The organism is Streptomyces rhizosphaerihabitans (assembly GCF_025399795.1).
GTDB classification, from domain to species: Bacteria; Actinomycetota; Actinomycetes; order Streptomycetales; family Streptomycetaceae; genus Streptomyces; species Streptomyces rhizosphaerihabitans.
Genome location: NZ_JAODTZ010000097.1, coordinates 1 through 17929, shown reverse-complemented (window position 1 = coordinate 17929; position 17929 = coordinate 1). Strand labels below are relative to the sequence as shown.

The 17929-nt window shown below is 67.1% G+C and carries 17 protein-coding genes and 2 pseudogenes; 8 read left to right on the top strand and 11 right to left on the bottom strand.

From position 1 onward, the window contains the following. On the top strand, nucleotides 1–214 hold a 214-nt coding region (locus N4G66_RS43665), incomplete at its 5' end, for a hypothetical protein (RefSeq protein ID WP_261709891.1). Nucleotides 215–334: 120 nt separating this feature from the next. Continuing rightward, nucleotides 335–1645 carry a cation:proton antiporter gene (locus N4G66_RS43660; protein ID WP_261709890.1) on the top strand — a complete coding sequence of 437 codons (1311 nt, stop codon included), beginning with the start codon at nucleotides 335–337 and terminating at the stop codon, nucleotides 1643–1645. A 146-nt stretch (nucleotides 1646–1791) separates the two neighbouring features. On the opposite strand, the gene N4G66_RS43655 is transcribed toward N4G66_RS43660, so the two are convergent. After that, nucleotides 1792–2259, bottom strand: a complete 468-nt coding sequence (locus N4G66_RS43655; RefSeq protein WP_261709889.1) for a GFA family protein — start codon at nucleotides 2257–2259, stop codon at nucleotides 1792–1794. 565 nt (nucleotides 2260–2824) lie between these two features. Between N4G66_RS43655 and N4G66_RS43650 the strand changes: the two genes are divergently transcribed. Both N4G66_RS43650 and N4G66_RS43645 read left to right on the top strand, forming a co-directional pair. Next, on the top strand, nucleotides 2825–3151 hold the full coding sequence (locus N4G66_RS43650) for a carboxymuconolactone decarboxylase family protein (protein WP_261709888.1): 327 nt from the start codon (nucleotides 2825–2827) through the stop codon (nucleotides 3149–3151). A gap of 131 nt (nucleotides 3152–3282) precedes the next feature. After that, nucleotides 3283–4713: a DUF2252 domain-containing protein gene (locus tag N4G66_RS43645; protein WP_261709887.1), complete on the top strand. Its 1431-nt coding sequence runs from the start codon at nucleotides 3283–3285 to the stop codon at nucleotides 4711–4713. An 83-nt stretch (nucleotides 4714–4796) separates the two neighbouring features. Here the strand turns inward: N4G66_RS43645 and N4G66_RS43640 are convergent, their stop codons facing one another. Continuing rightward, complete coding sequence (locus N4G66_RS43640) at nucleotides 4797–5267, bottom strand: potassium channel family protein (protein ID WP_261709886.1); 471 nt, start codon at nucleotides 5265–5267, stop codon at nucleotides 4797–4799. Between the two features lie 169 nt (nucleotides 5268–5436). Further along, a complete protein-coding gene (locus tag N4G66_RS43635) occupies nucleotides 5437–5829 on the bottom strand; it encodes an SHOCT domain-containing protein (RefSeq protein WP_261709885.1) in 393 nt (130 codons plus the stop codon). A 330-nt stretch (nucleotides 5830–6159) separates the two neighbouring features. Between N4G66_RS43635 and N4G66_RS43630 the strand changes: the two genes are divergently transcribed. Both N4G66_RS43630 and N4G66_RS43625 read left to right on the top strand, forming a co-directional pair. Continuing rightward, complete coding sequence (locus tag N4G66_RS43630) at nucleotides 6160–6858, top strand: hypothetical protein (RefSeq protein ID WP_261709884.1); 699 nt, start codon at nucleotides 6160–6162, stop codon at nucleotides 6856–6858. A 175-nt stretch (nucleotides 6859–7033) separates the two neighbouring features. After that, a complete protein-coding gene (locus N4G66_RS43625) occupies nucleotides 7034–7270 on the top strand; it encodes an amphi-Trp domain-containing protein (protein ID WP_261709883.1) in 237 nt (78 codons plus the stop codon). Nucleotides 7271–7618: 348 nt separating this feature from the next. Here the strand turns inward: N4G66_RS43625 and N4G66_RS46325 are convergent. The 3 genes and pseudogenes from N4G66_RS46325 to N4G66_RS43615 all read right to left on the bottom strand — a co-directional run. Next, nucleotides 7619–7816, bottom strand: a pseudogene (locus tag N4G66_RS46325) (hypothetical protein); the annotation flags it as partial. A gap of 329 nt (nucleotides 7817–8145) precedes the next feature. Then, complete coding sequence (locus N4G66_RS43620) at nucleotides 8146–8400, bottom strand: hypothetical protein (RefSeq protein WP_261709882.1); 255 nt, start codon at nucleotides 8398–8400, stop codon at nucleotides 8146–8148. A gap of 101 nt (nucleotides 8401–8501) precedes the next feature. Continuing rightward, nucleotides 8502–8855, bottom strand: coding sequence for a hypothetical protein (locus N4G66_RS43615; RefSeq protein WP_261709881.1), 354 nt, complete (start codon nucleotides 8853–8855; stop codon nucleotides 8502–8504). A 785-nt stretch (nucleotides 8856–9640) separates the two neighbouring features. On the opposite strand from N4G66_RS43615, the pseudogene N4G66_RS43610 reads away from it, so the two are divergent. Then, nucleotides 9641–10427: pseudogene (locus N4G66_RS43610) on the top strand (IS5 family transposase). Here the strand turns inward: N4G66_RS43610 and N4G66_RS43605 are convergent. The 5 genes from N4G66_RS43605 to N4G66_RS43585 all read right to left on the bottom strand — a co-directional run bounded on the left by N4G66_RS43605 (nucleotide 10375) and on the right by N4G66_RS43585 (nucleotide 16872). Further along, a complete protein-coding gene (locus tag N4G66_RS43605; protein ID WP_261709892.1) occupies nucleotides 10375–10899 on the bottom strand; it encodes a hypothetical protein in 525 nt (174 codons plus the stop codon). The pseudogene N4G66_RS43610 and the gene N4G66_RS43605 sit on opposite strands and share 53 nt — an antisense overlap. Nucleotides 10900–11266: 367 nt before the next feature. Further along, a complete protein-coding gene (locus tag N4G66_RS43600) occupies nucleotides 11267–12223 on the bottom strand; it encodes a PIN domain-containing protein (protein WP_261709880.1) in 957 nt (318 codons plus the stop codon). Between the two features lie 577 nt (nucleotides 12224–12800). Further along, complete coding sequence (locus N4G66_RS43595) at nucleotides 12801–13094, bottom strand: putative quinol monooxygenase (protein ID WP_261709879.1); 294 nt, start codon at nucleotides 13092–13094, stop codon at nucleotides 12801–12803. A gap of 31 nt (nucleotides 13095–13125) precedes the next feature. Beyond that, the gene (locus N4G66_RS43590) at nucleotides 13126–15687 is read right to left on the bottom strand and encodes a GH32 C-terminal domain-containing protein (protein WP_261709878.1); all 2562 of its coding nucleotides are present in this window, start codon (nucleotides 15685–15687) and stop codon (nucleotides 13126–13128) included. Nucleotides 15688–15909: 222 nt separating this feature from the next. Further along, complete coding sequence (locus tag N4G66_RS43585) at nucleotides 15910–16872, bottom strand: carbohydrate kinase family protein (protein ID WP_261709877.1); 963 nt, start codon at nucleotides 16870–16872, stop codon at nucleotides 15910–15912. A gap of 256 nt (nucleotides 16873–17128) precedes the next feature. On the opposite strand from N4G66_RS43585, the gene N4G66_RS43580 reads away from it, so the two are divergent. Continuing rightward, nucleotides 17129–17929, top strand: an 801-nt coding sequence (locus N4G66_RS43580; RefSeq protein ID WP_261709876.1) for a substrate-binding domain-containing protein, incomplete at its 3' end; no start/stop codon positions are given.

Below are 17929 nucleotides of genomic sequence, written 5' to 3'. Positions count from 1 at the left end.
TCCGTGGAACATCCGCATCCGCATCCACGACGCGTGGCGCGATGCGTGTGATCTGCGGTTCGACGGGGCGATCGACCCAGCGAAATCGCTGAGAAGGGATTCTGCCGCCGGCTTTGAGGTCGTGGCGAAGCGGCTGCCTGAGGTGGCCCATCCGGTTGCGTACGCGTGTCGGAGCGGTACGCGGGATCCGGCCTCACGCCACACTGATCTCTGATCGCCTGTCGTGGTGACCGGCAGGGAGCGACGTCCGCGGCCCGGAGGAGCCCGGGCTGACTCAGGGCCCTGATGTCCTGCACAGGTCTTTTGTGCGTTGCGACAGGAAGAGTGGGACGTCATGAGTGGTGGCAGTACCTGGACCGGAGCTGCGGTTGCGGCCGTCACCGCCGGCTATGCGCTGTTCTCACGGCGCCTGGCCACGACGCCACTGTCGGCTCCGATGGTCTTCACCGGTTTCGGCGTGCTCATCGGCCCGATCGGGCTGGACGTTCTCGACCTGGGCCACGACGCGGGCCCGGTGCTGACGTTGATCGAGGCCGCCCTGGCCCTCCTGCTCTTCACCGACTCGATGACGGTACGCCGACGAGACCTGCGCACGGGCGGCTTCCTGCCCCTGCGTCTGCTGGCCATCGGCCTGCCGTTGAGCATCGGAGCGGGATGGCTGCTGGCGTGGCCGTTGCTTCCGGGCCTGACCCTCTGGGAGTTCGCGTTGCTGGGCGCGGTTCTCGCCCCCACCGATGCGGCGCTCGGCAAGACCGCCTGCTCCAGCCCGCGTGTCCCGCCTCTCGTGCGCAACGGGCTCAACGTCGAAAGCGGTCTGAACGACGGCCTGGCGCTGCCGTTCTTCCTGATGTTCCTCGCCGCGATCCCCGGCACCATCGCCTCCGAAGATGGCGTGGGCGGGGTGTTCTGGCGGGCGCTGGTGGTCAGTACCGCCGTGGGCCTGGCTTTCGGCTCGGTCGGAGGATGGCTGCTGACCCTCGCACGAGCCCGGGGCTGGGTGACGGGCGAGTGGCAGCAAGTGGTGGTCCTGGCGGTGGCCTTCTGCGCGTACAGCGTGGCGACGGCCTGGGACGGAAGCGGCTTCATCGCCACCTGGATGGGCGGGTTCGCCTTCGGCGTCGCACTGCGCAAGGGTGAGCCAGCCGTTGCCGAGCCGGCCAAGGAGCGGCCCGCCGACCTGGCCGAGTACGTGGGCGGGCTGCTGGGGACCCTGAGCTTCCTGGTCTTCGGCGCGGTCCTGCTCGGCCCGGCGCTGGAACACCTGAACTGGCGGATCATCACCTACGCGGTGCTCAGCCTGACAGTCGTCAGAATGCTTCCCGTGGCCCTCGCGCTGACCGGCACCGGCATGCGGCTGCCCACCCTCGCCTACGTCGGCTGGTTCGGACCCCGCGGCTTGGCCTCCGTGGTCTTCGGGCTTCTCCTCGTGGAGGACCGCGTGCCCGGGATCGAGCTGCTGGGGCGGGTCATCGCGGTCACCATCGGCCTCAGCATCCTGCTGCACGGCATGTCGGCCCCGTACTTCGCCAACGTCTACGGGAACTGGTACGACGCCGCAAAGGCAGCCACCCCCGACCTACGCGAAGCCCAGGACACGCAGGAAGGCTTCGCCAGACAACACGAGGGCTCACGACGCCTGCGCTGAACCGGTCACAGTCCTTTGTCGGTGGCCCCGTGGGCTGAGTACAGGGGAATTCACCCGCGTTCCTGGGCGCCTGGTGGGCGCGCAGGAATGGGCCTCTGGTCTCGTTTGGAAGTCTGCTAACGAAGTCCTCCGTACACGTGATGACGCTAAGCTCGAGACCCGCCTTTGGACGTTCCATCGTAGTCATGATGTTCCATCGGAAGGCCCGAGGCGTTCATAGCCCACGCGGCCCCGTAGGCTTCGAAGCCGGAAATCATCGGCGGCGGAAACGTTGGGTCGATGAAGCCGCCGATTGCAACCCCGTAGAAGTCCGGCGCGAAGGGGATTTCCCAGTACACGGTCGAGCCGCACTCAGGGCAGAAGTGATACGTGGCCCCTCCGCTGTCGCAGGAGCGAAACGCGACCGGCTTCTCGCTGTCGCTGGGGAATGTCCACGTCTTCGATGGGCCTTCGATCGTCACGTGCTCAATCGGAAGCCGTGCTTGCACACTGAACACGCTGCCCGTTCGCTTCTGGCACTCGTAGCACTGACACAGGGAAACGCGCTCCGGATCTGGCCCTTCGTACGTAACCCTAAGATTTCCACAATTACACGAAGATTTACGGGCGGCCATTTCTCTTCCTTCCCGCTGAGAGGTCGATCACGGGTTTGTCCTGACGGCTTTGAGCTCGCGCCGACAATGCCGGGGGGCCTTGTGCGGCGGACTGGCCGGGCCCGGAGCCGCGCTGGGCCGAGAAGCGATGTGCGGTTGCCTTCTAGGTGGCAGCCGCACCGCCACCCAGTCTCATCGGCCTCATCGACTGCGGCAAACGGACTCGAATCGATCGGCCGTTCGATCGGGCCGCGTGTCCTCATCCGGAATCCCGTCAGCGAACCGCAGCACGCCGATCCGTGTCTCCACCGCGTCGGGGGTCGTCACCTACGAGGGACGCGCATGCCGCCGCGCGTCCTGGATGCGGATGTTCCATGGAGCCCGCCATCTGGGCTGACGGAGGCCGTTGGCCACCCCGAGTCGAGGGGGATGGGCCCTTCCTGCAGATCCCGCCCGGGCCCCCATGCGTGACACCCGGATGAGATCTACCGTTGAAGCAAATCTCCGAGCTCGCGGAAATCGGAGCCTTCCGCCGCGCTCGTCCACTCGGGATCGACTGCCACACCTCACACGAAGGGCATTCGACATGTCCACTGCATCCGACACCCCTGTCCTGGACACCCTCGCCGCCATGACGGTCGACTCGCTCGATCGGTGCGGGCTGGCCCCGGACATGCTCATCCTCACGCGTATCGCGGCACTCGCTGCCTCGGATGCTCCGCCGATCTCCTATGTCGCCCACATCGACCCCGCCCTCAACGCCGGCCTGACCGCCGACCAGTTGCAGGACGTTCTGGTCGCCATCGCGCCCATCGTGGGCACCGCCCGCGTCATGACGGCAGCAGGCAACATCGCCGCTGCACTGGGCGTCGCGATCGCCGTCGCCGATGCCGAGATCGAGGCTCAGGGCTGAGAGCACACCCCACCCGGCATCGATGATCCGCGCGGCCGACATCGGGCAGAGGACGACGAGGATGCCCTTCTGCCCGAAGTCTCCTGTGCTGGGCGTTCCAACGGCCGCAGGACCAGGCAGGAGGATCTTCGATGCCCCGCAAGGCGACCACAGCGATGCGTGCAGCACCCCACACCACGCCCGAGGAACGCGTGGCCCTCGGCAAGGAGGCCCGGCGTCGCTCACCCCGGTCGGGTCACGCCGAGTACAGGCCTTCTCCTGACCGGCCGGACCCGTTGGCGATCCTGGAAGCGCAGTCCGCGGCGCGGGTTCCCGAACTCGTCCCGATCCGCTACGGCCGAATGATGGAGGCCCCGTTCCGGTTCTACCGGGGCGCCGCCGCGATCATGGCGTCCGACCTGGCCGGCAGCCCGGTCTCGGGGCTCACGGCCCAGCTGTGCGGGGACGCGCACATGCTGAACTTCCGTCTGCTCGCCTCGCCGGAACGGCGGTTGATGTTCGACATCAACGACTTCGACGAGACATTGCCGGGTCCCTGGGAGTGGGACGTCAAGCGACTGTCGGCGAGCTTCGTCATCGCGGGCCGGGCGAACGGCTTCGACGACGCCGAGCGCGCCCGCATCGTAAGTTCCACGGTCCGCTCGTACCGCGAGACGATGATCCGTTTCGCCGGTATGGGCAACCTCGACGTCTGGTACGCGAAGATCGACCAGGACCTTCTTGAGGCCCTGGCCCCGGGACGGCTTCACAAGCGCGGTCAGAAGAACCTGGCCCGCGCGATGGAGAAGGCCCGCACCCGCGACAGCCTGCAGGCCTTCGACAAACTCACCAAGACGATCGACGGCCGGCCCAGGATCGCGCCGGATCCCCCGCTGCTCGTCCCCATCGGCGAGCTGCTGCCGGACCTTGAACGCAGCGCGCTCGAGCGCAAGTTCCGCGGCCTGATCGAGCGATACGGCAGCACTCTCGCCTCCGACCGACGCGCGCTCCTGAAGGACTACCGACTGGCGGATGTCGCCCGCAAGGTGGTCGGCGTCGGCAGCGTCGGCACCCGATGCTGGATCATCCTCCTCCTCGGCCGGGACGACCAAGACCCGCTCTTCATCCAGGCCAAGGAGGCCGACACCTCCGTGCTCGCCGAACACGTCGGCGCGAGCCAGTACCGCAACCAGGGCGAACGGGTCGTCGCCGGCCAGCGGCTGATGCAGGCAACGAGCGACATCTTCCTCGGCTGGGAGCGGGTGGACGGGATCGACGGCAAGCAACGCGACTTCTACATCCGCCAGCTGCGCGACTGGAAGGGCATCGCCATGCCGGAGCGGATGCAGCCGAAGGACATGCAGGCGTTCGGCGAACTGTGCGGCGTCACCCTGGCCCGTGCGCACGCGCGCTCCGGCGACCGCATCGCGATCGCCGCGTACCTGGGCAGTGGTGAAGCGTTCGACCGCGCATTGGCGACGTTCGCGGAGGCCTACGCCGACCAGAACGAGCGGGACCATCAGGCACTCGTCGACGCCGTACGCGCAGGCCGACTGCCCGCGGAGGAACTGCCGGCCTCCTGACCCAGGGGAAGGGGCCGGGAATTCCACCAACGCACAGGGGCCGCCACGTGGGTGGGCAGGCCGCCGTTCTCGCTGCCCGTTGCTCAGCGGTCCTGCAGTCGCCGGCCCTCCTGGACCGCGCCCGCCAGGAACCGGACGGCCACGCCGAGCAGCAGGAGATTGGCTGTGATCTGTCCCGTGGTCAGCAGCCGGGCAGGTTCGCTGCGTGGGCTGATGTCGCCGAAGCCGACCGTGCTGAAGACGGTCATCGTGAAATACAGGGCGTCGGTGCGTGACAGCGACTCGCTGAAGCTGTCCGGCGCGCTGCGCTCCAGCAGATAATAAGCCGCAGCGAACAGCAGCAGAAAGAGCGGAACTGCAGTGGCCATTGCGGCCAAGGCCCGAAGCCCCGGCCGCCGGGACCGCAGGATCGCGCGCACATGCCAGGCGAGGAGCAGCACCACCACCAGGCCACCGCCGATGAGGGCCATGACGGTGGCCGCGGTGAAAGCCGAGTCCAGTGGCAACAGGTAGTAGGCAGCCAGGAGGACCGCCGCCATCAGAAGGGAACTCACCGCGGTGAGTACAGCCGCCCGGCGGCCATCCGGATTCCTGTCCACGTTTCTCGTCTCCCCCATATGACGTGGCGCGCTCCTGCGCCTGCCAGAGGACAGCCACTCTCCAGAGTGGTCCTGGCACCGTGCGGCAGGCGCACCACAAAGTCACCGGCCTGAGGGCAGCTGTCTAGGCTGCCAGGAGCTTGCTCTTGGCGCGCTCGAATTCTTCCGGGGTGATGTCGCCTTTTTCCTTGAGCGCGGAGAGCTTGCTCAGCTCATCCGCAGTGCTGCCCCCGGTGCCCGCCGTCTTCTGGATGTATTGCCGGGCGGACTCCTCTTGCTTCTCGACTTGCTTCACGTCCCTTTCGCTCATGCTCTTTCCGCGGGCGATGAGATACACGAAGACGCCGAGGTAGGGGAGCACGAGCACGAAGATGAGCCATCCCGCTTTGGCCCAACCGCTGAGGCTGTGGTCACGGAAAATATCCGTGATGACCTTGAAGAGAAGGAACAACCAAATGATCCACAGAAAGAGCCACAGCATGGTCCAGAAGAGGTTGAGAAGGGGGTAGTCGTCCATGCTTCGCTCCGATCATGAATGCGTTGCCTCATTCATACAGCCAGTCAAATGAGGGCGCATTCGCAACGGATGTCAGCGCATCGTGCCTTCAGGAGGAGGCCGGGCAGTGACGCATGAAGCGGCCCACCCTCCTCCGAATGAGTGCGGCCGGGGGCGTCTGACAGGCCGGATGATCACCGGCCCGCCTGCGCTGCCCCCTGCGCCAGCGAACCATTGCCCCATGCGTGATACCCGGATGCGATCTAGGGTCGAAGCACATCAAACTCGCAGCGTGCGATCCCTCAGACTGAAAGCACTCGCACGGGGCCGAGAACTTCCGAGGAGTGGGCGATGACCGCTTCTGGCTCCGATCGACAAGCGGCCCCGAAAAGCGGTTGGGATGCCCGCCTGTACTGGCAGTGGATCGCCTACAACACGATCGCCTTCGTCACTGTCCTGACCGTCGGGTTCGTACTGGCGCTGCTCAGCAGTGATGCCCTCCACCTAAATCTTGTCAGTGGCCATGTACTGGTGGCGCTCCTGATCGCGACCCTGGGGGCCATTCTGTTCGGGGGCATTCTGGGAGCCCTGCAATGGCTGGTCGTCCGGCAGCGGGCGCCCCTTCCCCGCAAGGCGTGGATCACCGCCAACATCGGCCCGGCGCTGCTGGCCTGGCTCCTCGTGATCATGCCTGCGGTGATCAGCGCCCAGGACACCGACGGTGACGTGTCGACGACCTACCTGCTGGCCGCCAGCCAGAGCCTGGCCCTCGGCCCCCTGCTCGGCCTGTCGCAGTCCATGGTGCTCCGCAAGGTCACCAGACGCTGGGCCTGGTGGATCGGAGCCAACCTGGCCTCATGGCTCATCGTCGACGCCGTCATCTACCTCCTGGGCCGCCTGACCAGTGACCTCGACGTCCTCACCGGCGACGGATCGCTCGTCGAGATCTACCTGACCCTGATCGCCACGACACCCCTGACCGGCCGCGCCTTGTTGTGGGTACTCGCCCCCTCCGCCCTGACCGTGCCCACAGCCACGCAGTCGCCGTGACAACCGACACAGTCCTGGCGTTCGGCCGACCCACTTCCAACTGCCACCGTGGCCATCCCCATCGGCGCTTTCCAGTAACAGCCAGAACCTTCCGTCTTGACCGTGGGGATGCCTCCTGTGATGCACGGCATCACAATGACTGAGACCGACCCTTTCTGCCGGATCGGAGATATCCGTGAAGGACCTCGAATTCGAGCACAAGAGCTCCTTGTCACGGCTTGAGGCTGCTGATCAGCTCGCGGCACTCGCAGTCGCGCTCAAGGATGGTGGCCGTGCCGAGCTCCAGCTGGGCCCCGGCAAGCTGAGCCTTCAGATTCCCCACGAATTGCAGACCGAGATCGAAGTGGAGGTCGGGGACGGGAAGATGGAACTGGAGATCGAGCTCAAGTGGTCGACAGCCCAAGGCGAGTAAGCGGCCTCGGAGGCGAGTCTTCGTGGACCTTGACGTCGCAGTGGAGCAAGTCGGCCATCGTGCACTGGGCGTCGATGGCCACTGCCTCTTGAGCTCATGACGGATGGCGCTCGGGGGGGCGCCCCTGAACAGCACATGGTGCGCGTCGCGATGACACAAGGCCTCTTCGGCGCCCTGGCTGAGCGCGGTGCTATTAGCTCGCAGGGATTGCTCAAGCCGGGTATCACGGGGTATGTCGGGCCACACCGATACAAGGACATCAGCGGCTGCTGTTGCGGCCTGGTTGTATTCGTCTCGTGCGAGATCATCACGTACGGCGCGTTGGATCAGCTGGTGGACGCGGACGGCCTGATGTGGCGTCTGAGGAGTGTGGTCAATCAGGCTCAACCGGTGCAGTGCTCTGAAGGCGAGCATCGCCTCCCGGGGCGACAGGTGCCCCAGGGGCTCAGCGGTGTCTTCTTGCCCAACGGTGCGATGTTGAGCGAGGTAAGCGACAGCCGGTTCGATGGTCAGGACGCTGTTGGGAATGCCGTTGGGGTCGAGCATCGCAGCCAATTGGAGCATGGGCCGGGCAAGATCTGCGGGGCGCAGCGTATGGGCACGGTCGGAAGGACAGCGACCAAGCGGCGGCGACAGGGGCAACGTGGTCGTCAGGTAGCACGTCTGGGGCGGCATCTGCGAGCTCGGCCGCCCGATCGGCCAGCAGTTCACGGTACGCAACGCAGTCGAGGTCCGCGTCGATGAGGTAGGCGAAGGCCTGGGCAAGGGCGAGAGGGAGGTATCCGAGATCACGCGCCAAGGCCGCGAGCTGCTCGGCGGGTTCGTGCCGACCGCAGGCGCGCAGGGACCGGGCCAGGTAGGTGACTGCCTGTGCCTCAGTAAACAGCCCGAAGCGGGATGACACCGACCTGGTGCGGCCAGGGGGCCGGTTCCTGGGGTGCGCGCTGCACCACATTCAGGGTGCCGACGTAGCCGCTGATGGCGGTTCCGCCGTTGGTGGCGGTTGCGTCTCCGGTGTCGGACACGTGTACCGGGGCGTCGGGAGCGTCGTCGGTTCCGGGGGCCGGCCCGCAGTAGCCGTTCACCGCCGTGCCCCCGGATGCGGCCGCGGCGTTCCCGGTGGCAGTCACCGTGATCTCAGGGCCAACGGCACCGTCGGGGTCTTGTCGGCGCTTGTCTCCTCGGGCCACGCGACCGTTCTCTCCTCCTTCTGTGCTCTGGCCGGGCCGGTTCAGGTGTAGTCGATGTCGCTGGTGGCACTGCTGGCGTTGCCGGTGGCGGTGGCGATCCCGGTGTCTTCCGCCTTCGCTGATCCGCTGCCCCGGCCCTGTGGGCGCCTGATGCCCGTGACGGCCGTGCCCCCGTCGTTCGCGTCTGCCACTCCGGTCCGGGTCGCCGTGTCATCCGTGCGGTTTCCCGGGTGCTGAAACAGCGCCCAGACCAGGGCCGCGATGCCGACAGCGGCCTGGACGGAGGCCCCGGCCAGCTGTCCCGCATCGGGGCTGTCCAGCAGCCAGATCAGCGGCGTGGAGACCACTCCCACCGCCGTCAGCAGGATGACTGTGCCCTTCCATGCCTGCGTCATGCTGATCTCCCCTGCTTCAGCGGCATGCCCGTCGATCGGCTGACGGCCCGGCATTTCATCCAATATCGCAGTGATGCTGTGCAAGAAACATAACGTAGCTGCGTAGCGCCTTGGTTCCAGTGCGGCTCAGGCAGGTTGAGCTGTCTCTCCGCCGGTTCCTCACGGGCAACCCCGCGAGGTGGGCGGCAGCGCAGCCTCAGCGCGCATGCATCGTCACAGCCATGGCGGACGGCGGCTCCCGAACAGGGTCATCGGTCTTCCATCCCCGCGGCTCCCCGTCAGGTCGCCTCAACGGCACTCGATCTCGACGGCCCGACAGCCGTCGGATGATCCCTGAGGGGCCGTTTCTTGTTCGGGCCATTTCCCGGCCGCTACTGGCCATCGCCAGGCAGAGTCCTCACGAGGCCTGATACCCGGCCTGCTGCCGCACCATCCCCCTGAGCCGCACTCGGACGACTGGCCAGAGCTCAGCCTCCCGGCCACTTTCCCGGTACTGGCGGCCTCAGTATGGCCTCAGAAGCCGTATCTCAACCGATCTTGGAACGTGCGGTTCGAACAGGCTTCCCACCTGGGTGATCTTCCCGTTGTACGCGCATGAAGACAGGGCCTCTCGGTAGCTCGGGGATGCGAATCTGACCGAGCAGTGCCGGGAGGCCCTGGTGTCCTTGTTGTACGTGTCCGAACCGGTCCAGTTCAACTCGGCTGCTCCATCGTGTGATTGCCTCGCGCATGTGTACGGCAATGCGGCCGACCATCCCGATCGGGTGCGCCGGTATCCGTCGGACATGACGGACGCGGAGTGGGCGGCCGTTGCTGCCGATGCCGGCCTGGCTGAATGGGCGGGGTGGACGCCCCGAGGGCTACTGCCACCGTCAGCTGCTGGACGCGATCCGCTACCTGGTCGCGGGCGGGATCTCCTGGCGGGCGATGCCCGCGGACTTCCCCGACTGGGGCCGGGTCTACGCCTTCTTCCGCCGCTGGCGCGAGCACGGGCTGATCACCGAGTTCCACGACCGGCTGCGCGGGAAGGTCCGGGAGCGCGAGGGCCGCGAGGCCGAGCCCACGGCGGGGATCATCGACGCGCAGTCGGTGCGGGCCGCCGCGACGGTGCCGGCCTCCTCACGCGGCTACGACGGCGGGAAGAAGGTGCCGGGCCGCAAACGGCACATCGTGACCGACACCCTCGGCCTGCTCCTGGTCGTCGCGGTCACCGCCGCGAACATCGGCGACCGCGACGGTGCGGCGGGTCTGCTGATGCGGCTGCGCCGCCTGCACCGCGACATCCCCCTCGTCTGGGCCGACGGCGGCTACACCGGCTCCCTCGTCGGCTGGTGCCGGGACAAGCTCGCTCTGACCCTGGAGATCGTCAAGCGCACCGACGACATGACAGGGTTCGTGGTGCTGCCGAGACGCTGGGTGGCGGAGCGCACGTTCGCGTGGTTGATGAACTCCCGCCGTCTGGCCCGGGACTACGAGACCCTGCCCGCGACCAGCGAGGCGGTGATCCGGTGGTCGATGGTCACGCGGATGAGCCGGCGTCTGGCACGGCCACGGGCCACCGGCCGGCCCTGAATGCCCCCGACGCCTCCAGGAGGAGCCAACCGCGCTCCGCCAGGCGCCGGGCTTTCGACCGCAGCCCCTCGACCTTCGCCGGCGTCGCGCCAAGACCCAGCTCCACCGCGATCTCCTTGGCCCGAAGCGGTCCGTGACCCGTGGACCGCTGCTGTTCCAGCACGCCCAGAATCCGCTGATAGTCCGGTGCCAGAACCGTCACCGGCAGCCCTTCCCGCCAGGGCGGCACCGCCGAGCCCGGCACCGGCGCGAGCGACGGCACCGCTTCCTCCTCCGCCTCGGTCCCGGTCACGGCGGTGGTCTCGGCAGCCGAGGCTGCCAGGGCCTCGACCAGCTCTTCCCGCGCGATCACCCGCCGGTCCAGCTCGATCTCCGCGGCCTCCAACACCTCAGCCAACCGCGCGACTTCCTCCCGCAAGCCCTCCACCCGCACGCGGGCAGCCGCCTCTCGCTCCTCCAGCATTCCCAGCATCGACGCCACCGCGCACCCCTCGGCCATGAAGCGGACACAAGACGCCGGATGCCTCCCTCAACCCGAGCGAAACCATGCCTGACCAGCAGGAATCAAGGGATCACGTTCGGTTGAGATACGGCTTCTCAACTACTGCCGCTCTCGCAGCGCAGGCGCCCGGAACCAGTCTGGTCGACTCTTTGTTAGCGCGCATACGTGCAGGTCAGACGGGTGTCAGCTGACGCTGACTGCCGTAGCATCAAACTCGCGAGCAGCGGATTCAGTCCGTTGAGCGGGAGTTGACTTTCCAACACCTCACGCGGAACGTTTTCGCAGGTCACAGCCCTGCAGAGTGGGGCGGGTGGGACTCGAACCCACGGCCGACGGATTATGAGTCCGCTGCTCTGCTCCACAGCGAGATTCGCTCCTTCGACACCCCCGGTCGCCAACATCCGGCGGCCCACACCAGGACCAAGCATCCCGGCGCTACGCCGCCCACCGAGCCCCCGCCACTCGGCAGCAGGGTGGGTTGGAAAAGCCTGCCGTCCATCCTGGCTCCCAGGATGGACTGAGGCGCGCGCCCGAGTCCAAGATCCGGGCCATCCAGGTCGAGCCAGTTCGGCAGCCCGTCGCCCCTGGGCTCGATGTGCTCGAAGACGGCGTACACATCACCGGCTACCCGTACACCGCGCAGCACGTTTCCGTTAGTTCGTAGACCCTTCAGGCGGCGGTCGGCCTTCTTCGCCGCCTCCCTGACATCGAGGTTGCGGCCGGCGAGCTTGTGATCGTCCAGTTCCCGCAGAACAACGGGCAGCAGGTGGACCATGTACCGCTTCCCCAGCAGTGGCGTGTAGATCGCCACGTCTGGATCATCGAGCAGCACGTTCGTGTCGACAGCTACACGGACCGCCCAGACATCATCCGGCAGGAGCTCGCCCAGCCTCCGGAGCGTGGTCGCGGTCGCCTTGACCTTGTCGATGGCCTTGTCGATGGTTGCTGGGATGGTCTTGTCTCGGGGTCGTTCAAGCCAGCGCTGCAGCAGGGCAAGGCTCCCATCGAGGCGCTTGGTGACTTCCGGCGTCGGATGTGGGAACAGCAGCCGGACCAACGGTTCCCAGTCCCGTACCCGCCCCAGCAATTCCATCCTTCGCGCCTCGAGTTCGGGGCCGCTGGGCACCCAGCCCCACTTGGCGGCGCCGAAGTGCACGATGCCGCTGGACCGACGGTTCGGATCAACATTCCGAATCTGTGAGTCAGCGAGGATCGCCAGGAAGTCAGCTTCGATCAGGTCCAGGTCCGCCAGGAGACGGTCCAGGTACGTCGGGGGGGCTTGCGTCGATGCCATCCGCCGATGATGCCGCACGCCTCCGACAGCCGTTTCCGTTCACGGGGTTCCTGTGCGTGCGCGGTCCCCTGACGAGCCCGCCACTCTGCTGGCGGGCTGGCGCGGCGGCCCGCCGACGGGCAACCGAGGCGAGCCACCCGATCCCCCTCGCCTGCCGCCCGGGACCTGTCCCACCCACCCACTTCTCTGTTCTCCTGCAGTGGGGCGTGGACTCGGAGGCGTAGAGGGGATGTCGGACTCCCGACCACGGCCGGACCGACATGGTGACCTGCGGGTTCACGGGCAGGCACGGGTGCGGGTGCGGACGGTTGTCGGACGGGTTGTTACAGGGGATGTAGGCCTGGTCCACGGGGGCGTTGTCACTTCGCGACGGCGCCCCCCTCCAGAACCACGGACGCATCCCGCATCGCACGGCGCAGAGGGGGCGGTCGCCAACCTGGGCCCCTCTCTTGCCGTCGGACTCGGGGGCCTACGACGACCAGCCGCCTGCGAAGCCTTGTCAGCGGCTCGTTACGGTTTCGTGGTCGCTGGATGTGTGCAGTGGTGTTCGCCGCGTCCGGGAGGTGGGCCGGGACCGTTACGCCAGCGGATCGAGGAAGGTCAGCACGGAGGCATCCTCTTCGACCAACGGGTTGAGGGCGGCGTTGAAAGGGCCGCCGTACGGGGCGTTCAGGTGCGCCTGGAAGGCGTCCTCGTCCTGGTACACCTCAAAGATCCAGAAAGCGCGCGGGTCGGCTTCCTTCGTGTAGACGTCGAAGGCGATGTTGCCTTCTTCCTCCCGCACCTTCAGGGCGTAGTCGCCGATCAGGCTGGCGATCTCGTCCTGGGCTCCCTCGCGGGCGGTGAACTCGGCGAGCAGGGTTTTCCTCACGGTGTCGTGTCCTTGTCGGTCGTGGGCGGGATCAGTTGTGGATGGAGTCGAGGTGCCAGACGACGGCCCTGTCCAGCTTCACCGAGCCGTTCTCGGCGAAGACCTGCACGCCCTGGCTGGCAGGGTCCGGGAAGATCTGGTCGGTGATCGCGGCCTCGCCTCTGCCGCCGAAGACCTCGACGGACGACCGGTCGAGGAGGATACGCAGTTTCACCTTGCCGTTCTTGGCCTTCAGCGATGCGGTCTGGACGCCGGGGAAGCTGGTGTTGAAGTCGACGGCGCCGGAGTGGGTGCGGTCGACGTACAGCTCTTGTGCCGCGGCGTCGTAGCCGATGACGGTCTCCTCGCCGCCTGCGCCGGTGCGTACCTTCAGGCCGAAGCGTTCGGCGTCCTTGAGGGAGAACGTCGCCTCGATGTCGAGGGCCTTGCCCTTGGCCGCGGGACCGATCAGGTTCTTGGAGGTGTTCTTGACGGTGACGTCGGCCGCGGACGCCGGATGCTTCTGCCGCAGGGACGTCACGCTGTTCACGGGCTTGCTGGTCAGCCGGATGCGGCCGTCGATGGTGCGCAGGGCCATCTCCCGGGGGATGCTCTGCGCGCCGCGCCAGGGGGACGTGGGGATGGCTCCGCTGTAGTCCCAGTTGTTCATCCAGCCGATCATGTAGCGCTTGCCGCCCGGCGCGTTCTCCCAGGACACGGCCGCGTAGTAGTCCTTGCCGTAGTCGGCCCAGTCGGCGCGCTGCACGACGGACTGCGCGGCCGTGTCGGCGGCGGTGAACTGGTCGGCCAGGATGTGACCCCAGCCGGCGGTGTTCATGTCGACGATCTGGATCTGCGCTTCCTTGCCGGCGTAGGGGCGCATGTCGAAGGAGGCCCAGTCCAGGGTCTCGCTGTTGGAGCCGGTGGCGCTGCGGACGACCTTGCCGTCGACGATCAGGTTGACGGACGTCTCCTGGGAGACGGGCTGGGCCTGTGTGTCGGAGAGCATGATGTGGTCGACGTTCAGGTGGCCCCAGCCGCTGGTGTTGTCGTCGACGATCTTGATCTGTGCCTTCTTGCCCGCCAGGTCACGGACGTCCCATGAGGCCCAGTTGAGTGCCTCGCCGTCCTGTCCGGTGGTGCTGCGGACCACCTTGCCGTCGACGAGGAGCTCGACCGCGGTGGGGTTGTCAGAGTCGGCAGGGTGGTTGCCGCCGCCGATGAGGAAGTTGACGTAGTCCTTGTCGATGGTGAATTCGGGCGAGGTGAGGGTGCCGGTGGTGGAGTCGCCGTTCAGGAAGCTGTCGACCAGACCGCTCCCCAGGAAGCCGGAGACTTCCATCTGGTTGGGGAGCGTGCCGGTGGCCGGTGTGGTGCCGAAGGCGTCCCCGATGGTCGTCCAGTCACCGTACGTGCCGCCCTCGAAGTCGGCGATGACCGTGCCGGCCGGCGGCGGGCCCTGCTCCATGACGGTTCCCGGCATGTGCGGGTGCCGGCCGCCGCCGACCTTGAAGTTGAGGTACTTGCTGTCGACAGTGAAAGGGGGCGAGGTCAGCGTGCCGGTGGTGGCATCACCCGAGTGGAAGCTGTTGGCGAGACCCTTGCCGTCGAACCCGGCGACCGTGCCCTGCCCCTCCACTGCCCCGGCTGTCGGCGCCTGGCCGAACGCGGTGCCCGTACTCGTCCACGAACCGAAGTCTGTGCCTTCGAAGTCCTGCATCACGTTGCCGGGTGGCGGGGTGTAGGTGCCCTTGTCATCTGCGGTGAATTTCTTGCCGTCGAAGTCGCCGATGAAGTACTGGGCGGCCGAACCTCCGGCGATACCGCCGGGGTTGATGTTGACGACCAGGACCCACTTGATCTTCTTCTTGTCGCCGTCGACCGCGAGGGGGAACAGGTCGGGGCACTCCCATACGCCGCCCGTGGCGCCGGACGGTCCGAAGTCGCTCAGCAGGCTCCAGTCCTTGAGGTTCTTGGACGAGTAGAACCGCACCTTGTGCTCGGTGGACAGCGACACCGTCATCAGCCAGCTCTTGGTGGGCGCGTACCACTGGACCTTGGGGTCGCGGAATTCCTTGGAGCCGATGTCCAGGACGGGATTGCTCTGGTACTTCGTCCAGGTGCGGCCGCGGTCGGTGCTGTAGGCGAGCGACTGGGCCTGGATGCCGGTGGACTTGGAGTAGCTGGTGTAGATCGCAACCATGGCCGGGTTCTTCTTGGTGCCGAATCCGGTGGTGTTGTCCCAGTCGACGACCGCGCTGCCGGAGAACACCATCTCCTTGTCGTCGTGCGCCAGGGCGAGCGGGAGCTGCTTCCAGTGCACGAGGTCCTTGCTCACCGCGTGGCCCCAGGACATGTCGCCCCAGGAGTTTCCGTTGGGGTTGTACTGGTAGAAGAGGTGGTATTCGCCCTGGTAGTACACGAGGCCGTTGGGGTCGTTCATCCAGTTCTTCTCGGGCGTGAAGTGGAACTGGGGCCGGTAGGTCTCCGTGTTGGGCGGGGTGTCTGCGGCTACGGCACGGGGGGCGAGCGGGGCAGCGGACAGTGCGCAGACGGTCGCTACCGCCGCGATCATCCGTGTGCGGGCATGCCGGGATACACGTCCAGAGCTCATGGTGTCTCCTGTGGTGTGGCCGTCCGCTGGCAGAGCCTGGGGGCTCTGGCTGGGACCGGCTGAAAGGTGATGCCCGGGTCGGCGTCCTCGTCCATGCCGTCGGCCCAGGAATGTCATCGTTGACTTGTGTCATCGATGACATCGAGTGGCCCGATGATGAGCGCGATCCGGCCGATGCGTCAACGGGTCGGGCGGGATTGCCCGGCGCCGCTCCCCCGGCCGTCAGGCGCCTCCGGCGGTCGCGAGCTGTTCCAGTTGGTTGCGCCAGGGAGGATTGGGGCCGGCGACCGAGCAGGTCAGGGCCGCGACCTGGGCACCGAACCTGCAGGCTTCCGCGACATCGTCGAGACCGAGAGCGTCCAGCCGGCCTCCGAGGAGTCCGCGGGCAGCGAGATGGTGCAGCAGCCCGGCCGTGAAGGAGTCTCCGGCGCCCACCGTGTCGACCACCCGCGTGGCCGCCCCGGACACCAGCAGTCGCCGGCCGTCGAGTGAGGCCAGGGCGCCGTCGGCGCCGAGGGTGATCACGACGAGCCGCGCTCCCGCAGCGTGCCAGAGGTCGCATGCCCGCTCGGGCGGGGTGCCTGGCAGGAGGATGCCCAGGTCGTCCTCGCTCAGGCGCAGGATGTCGGCAAGGCCGCACCAGTGTGCGAGCTTTGCGCGGTAGACCTCGGGATCGACCAGCAGTGGCCGGACGTTGGGATCGATGCTGATGGTGACCCGGGGGGAGGCCGCTGCCAGGAACTCCTCGACCGCAGCCGCGCCAGGTTCGCTGACCAGGGCCAGTGAGCCGGTGTGCACGCAGGCCGTTTCGGTCAGGTCCACTCCGGCCAGTTCCCCGGGGGCCCACTGCCAGTCCGCCGTGTTCTGCGCGTGGAAGGAGAACGCGGCCTGCCCAGCGGCATCCAGTTCAGCCACGGCCAGCGTGCTGGGCTCGGCTGCGGCGACGGCGTCCGACAGGTCCACGCCGGATGCCTCCAGGTGAGCCCGGAACATGCGGCCGAACACGTCTCCGGACAGGCGCGCGAGGAATCGGGTAGGCACGCCCAGCCGGGCCAGGGCCACGGCCGTATTCGCAGGCCCGCCGCCGGGCAGCACTCGCAGGGCGAGTTCGTTCGCGGTGTTTGCCGGCTCGGTGAAGGCGTCCGCGACGCACTCTCCCAGAACGGTGATCTGACGCGGGCTCATGGGCTGCTGCTCTCTCTCGGAACGGTTCAAGACCGGGAAGGGGGCCGTGCGGCGGCACGGCGGCCGACCGACTGCGCGGAGGCGACAGGCGCGGACGTTGCCGAATTATGACGAGCGGAAGGCATTGACGTTGCCGGGATCCGCAGTCCATCATCCTCGCCAGGCAGTGTCAACGATGACATAAGTCAACGATGACACCCAGGCGGCCTGCTCTGATCCCATCCCCGTGCCTCTCGCTATCCCACTGGAGTCGATCGTGTCTCGCACCACTCGTCTGTCTTCCTCCCTCCTCAGAGCCGCCGCGGTCACCGGCGTTGCGGCCCTCACCCTGACGGCCTGCGGGTCCGGCTCCGGCTCCACGAGCTCCGGCTCGGGCAGCGTTAAGGTCGGCCTGATCACCAAGACCGACACCAACCCGTTCTTCGTGAAGATGAAGGAGGGTGCGGAGAAGGCCGCCAAGGAGAACGGCGCCCAGTTGTCCACCGCGGCAGGCAAGTTCGACGGGGACAACGCCGGTCAGGTCACAGCCATCGAGAACATGGTCGCCTCCGGCGTGAAGGGCATCCTGATCACCCCGAGCGACTCCAAGGCGATCGTGCCCGCCATCCAGAAGGCCCGCGCCAAGGGCGTCCTGGTGATCGCCCTCGACACCCCGACCGACCCGCAAAACGCAGTCGACGCGCTCTTCGCCACCGACAACCTCAAGGCCGGCGAACTGATCGGCGAGTACGCCAAGGCCGCCATGAAGGGCAAGACGGCGAAGATAGCCACCCTCGACCTGGCGCCGGGTGTCTCCGTCGGAGTCCAGCGGCACAACGGCTTCCTGAAGGGCTTCGGCATCGGCGAGAAGGACCCGGCCGTTGTCTGTTCCCAGGACACCGGTGGCGACCAGGCCAAGGGGCAGACCGCGATGGAGAACTGCCTGCAGAAGGCACCCGGCATCAACGTCGTCTACACCATCAACGAACCGGCTGCCCTGGGCGCCTACACCGCGCTCAAGGCCAAGGGCCGGGAGAAGGACGTCCTGATCGTGTCCGTCGACGGCGGCTGCACCGGG

Bases quoted from the DNA above. Each gene is read 5' to 3' on its own strand.
- N4G66_RS43660 (WP_261709890.1), top strand. From the start codon at position 335: ATGAGTGGTGGCAGTACCTGGACCGGAGCTGCGGTTGCGGCCGTCACC.
- N4G66_RS43655 (WP_261709889.1), bottom strand. From the start codon at position 2,259: ATGGCCGCCCGTAAATCTTCGTGTAATTGTGGAAATCTTAGGGTTACG.
- N4G66_RS43650 (WP_261709888.1), top strand. From the start codon at position 2,825: ATGTCCACTGCATCCGACACCCCTGTCCTGGACACCCTCGCCGCCATG.
- N4G66_RS43645 (WP_261709887.1), top strand. From the start codon at position 3,283: ATGCCCCGCAAGGCGACCACAGCGATGCGTGCAGCACCCCACACCACG.
- N4G66_RS43635 (WP_261709885.1), bottom strand. From the start codon at position 5,829: ATGGACGACTACCCCCTTCTCAACCTCTTCTGGACCATGCTGTGGCTC.
- N4G66_RS43630 (WP_261709884.1), top strand. From the start codon at position 6,160: ATGACCGCTTCTGGCTCCGATCGACAAGCGGCCCCGAAAAGCGGTTGG.
- N4G66_RS43615 (WP_261709881.1), bottom strand. From the start codon at position 8,855: ATGACGCAGGCATGGAAGGGCACAGTCATCCTGCTGACGGCGGTGGGA.
- N4G66_RS43605 (WP_261709892.1), bottom strand. From the start codon at position 10,899: ATGCTGGGAATGCTGGAGGAGCGAGAGGCGGCTGCCCGCGTGCGGGTG.
- N4G66_RS43600 (WP_261709880.1), bottom strand. From the start codon at position 12,223: ATGGCATCGACGCAAGCCCCCCCGACGTACCTGGACCGTCTCCTGGCG.
- N4G66_RS43590 (WP_261709878.1), bottom strand. From the start codon at position 15,687: ATGAGCTCTGGACGTGTATCCCGGCATGCCCGCACACGGATGATCGCG.
- N4G66_RS43585 (WP_261709877.1), bottom strand. From the start codon at position 16,872: ATGAGCCCGCGTCAGATCACCGTTCTGGGAGAGTGCGTCGCGGACGCC.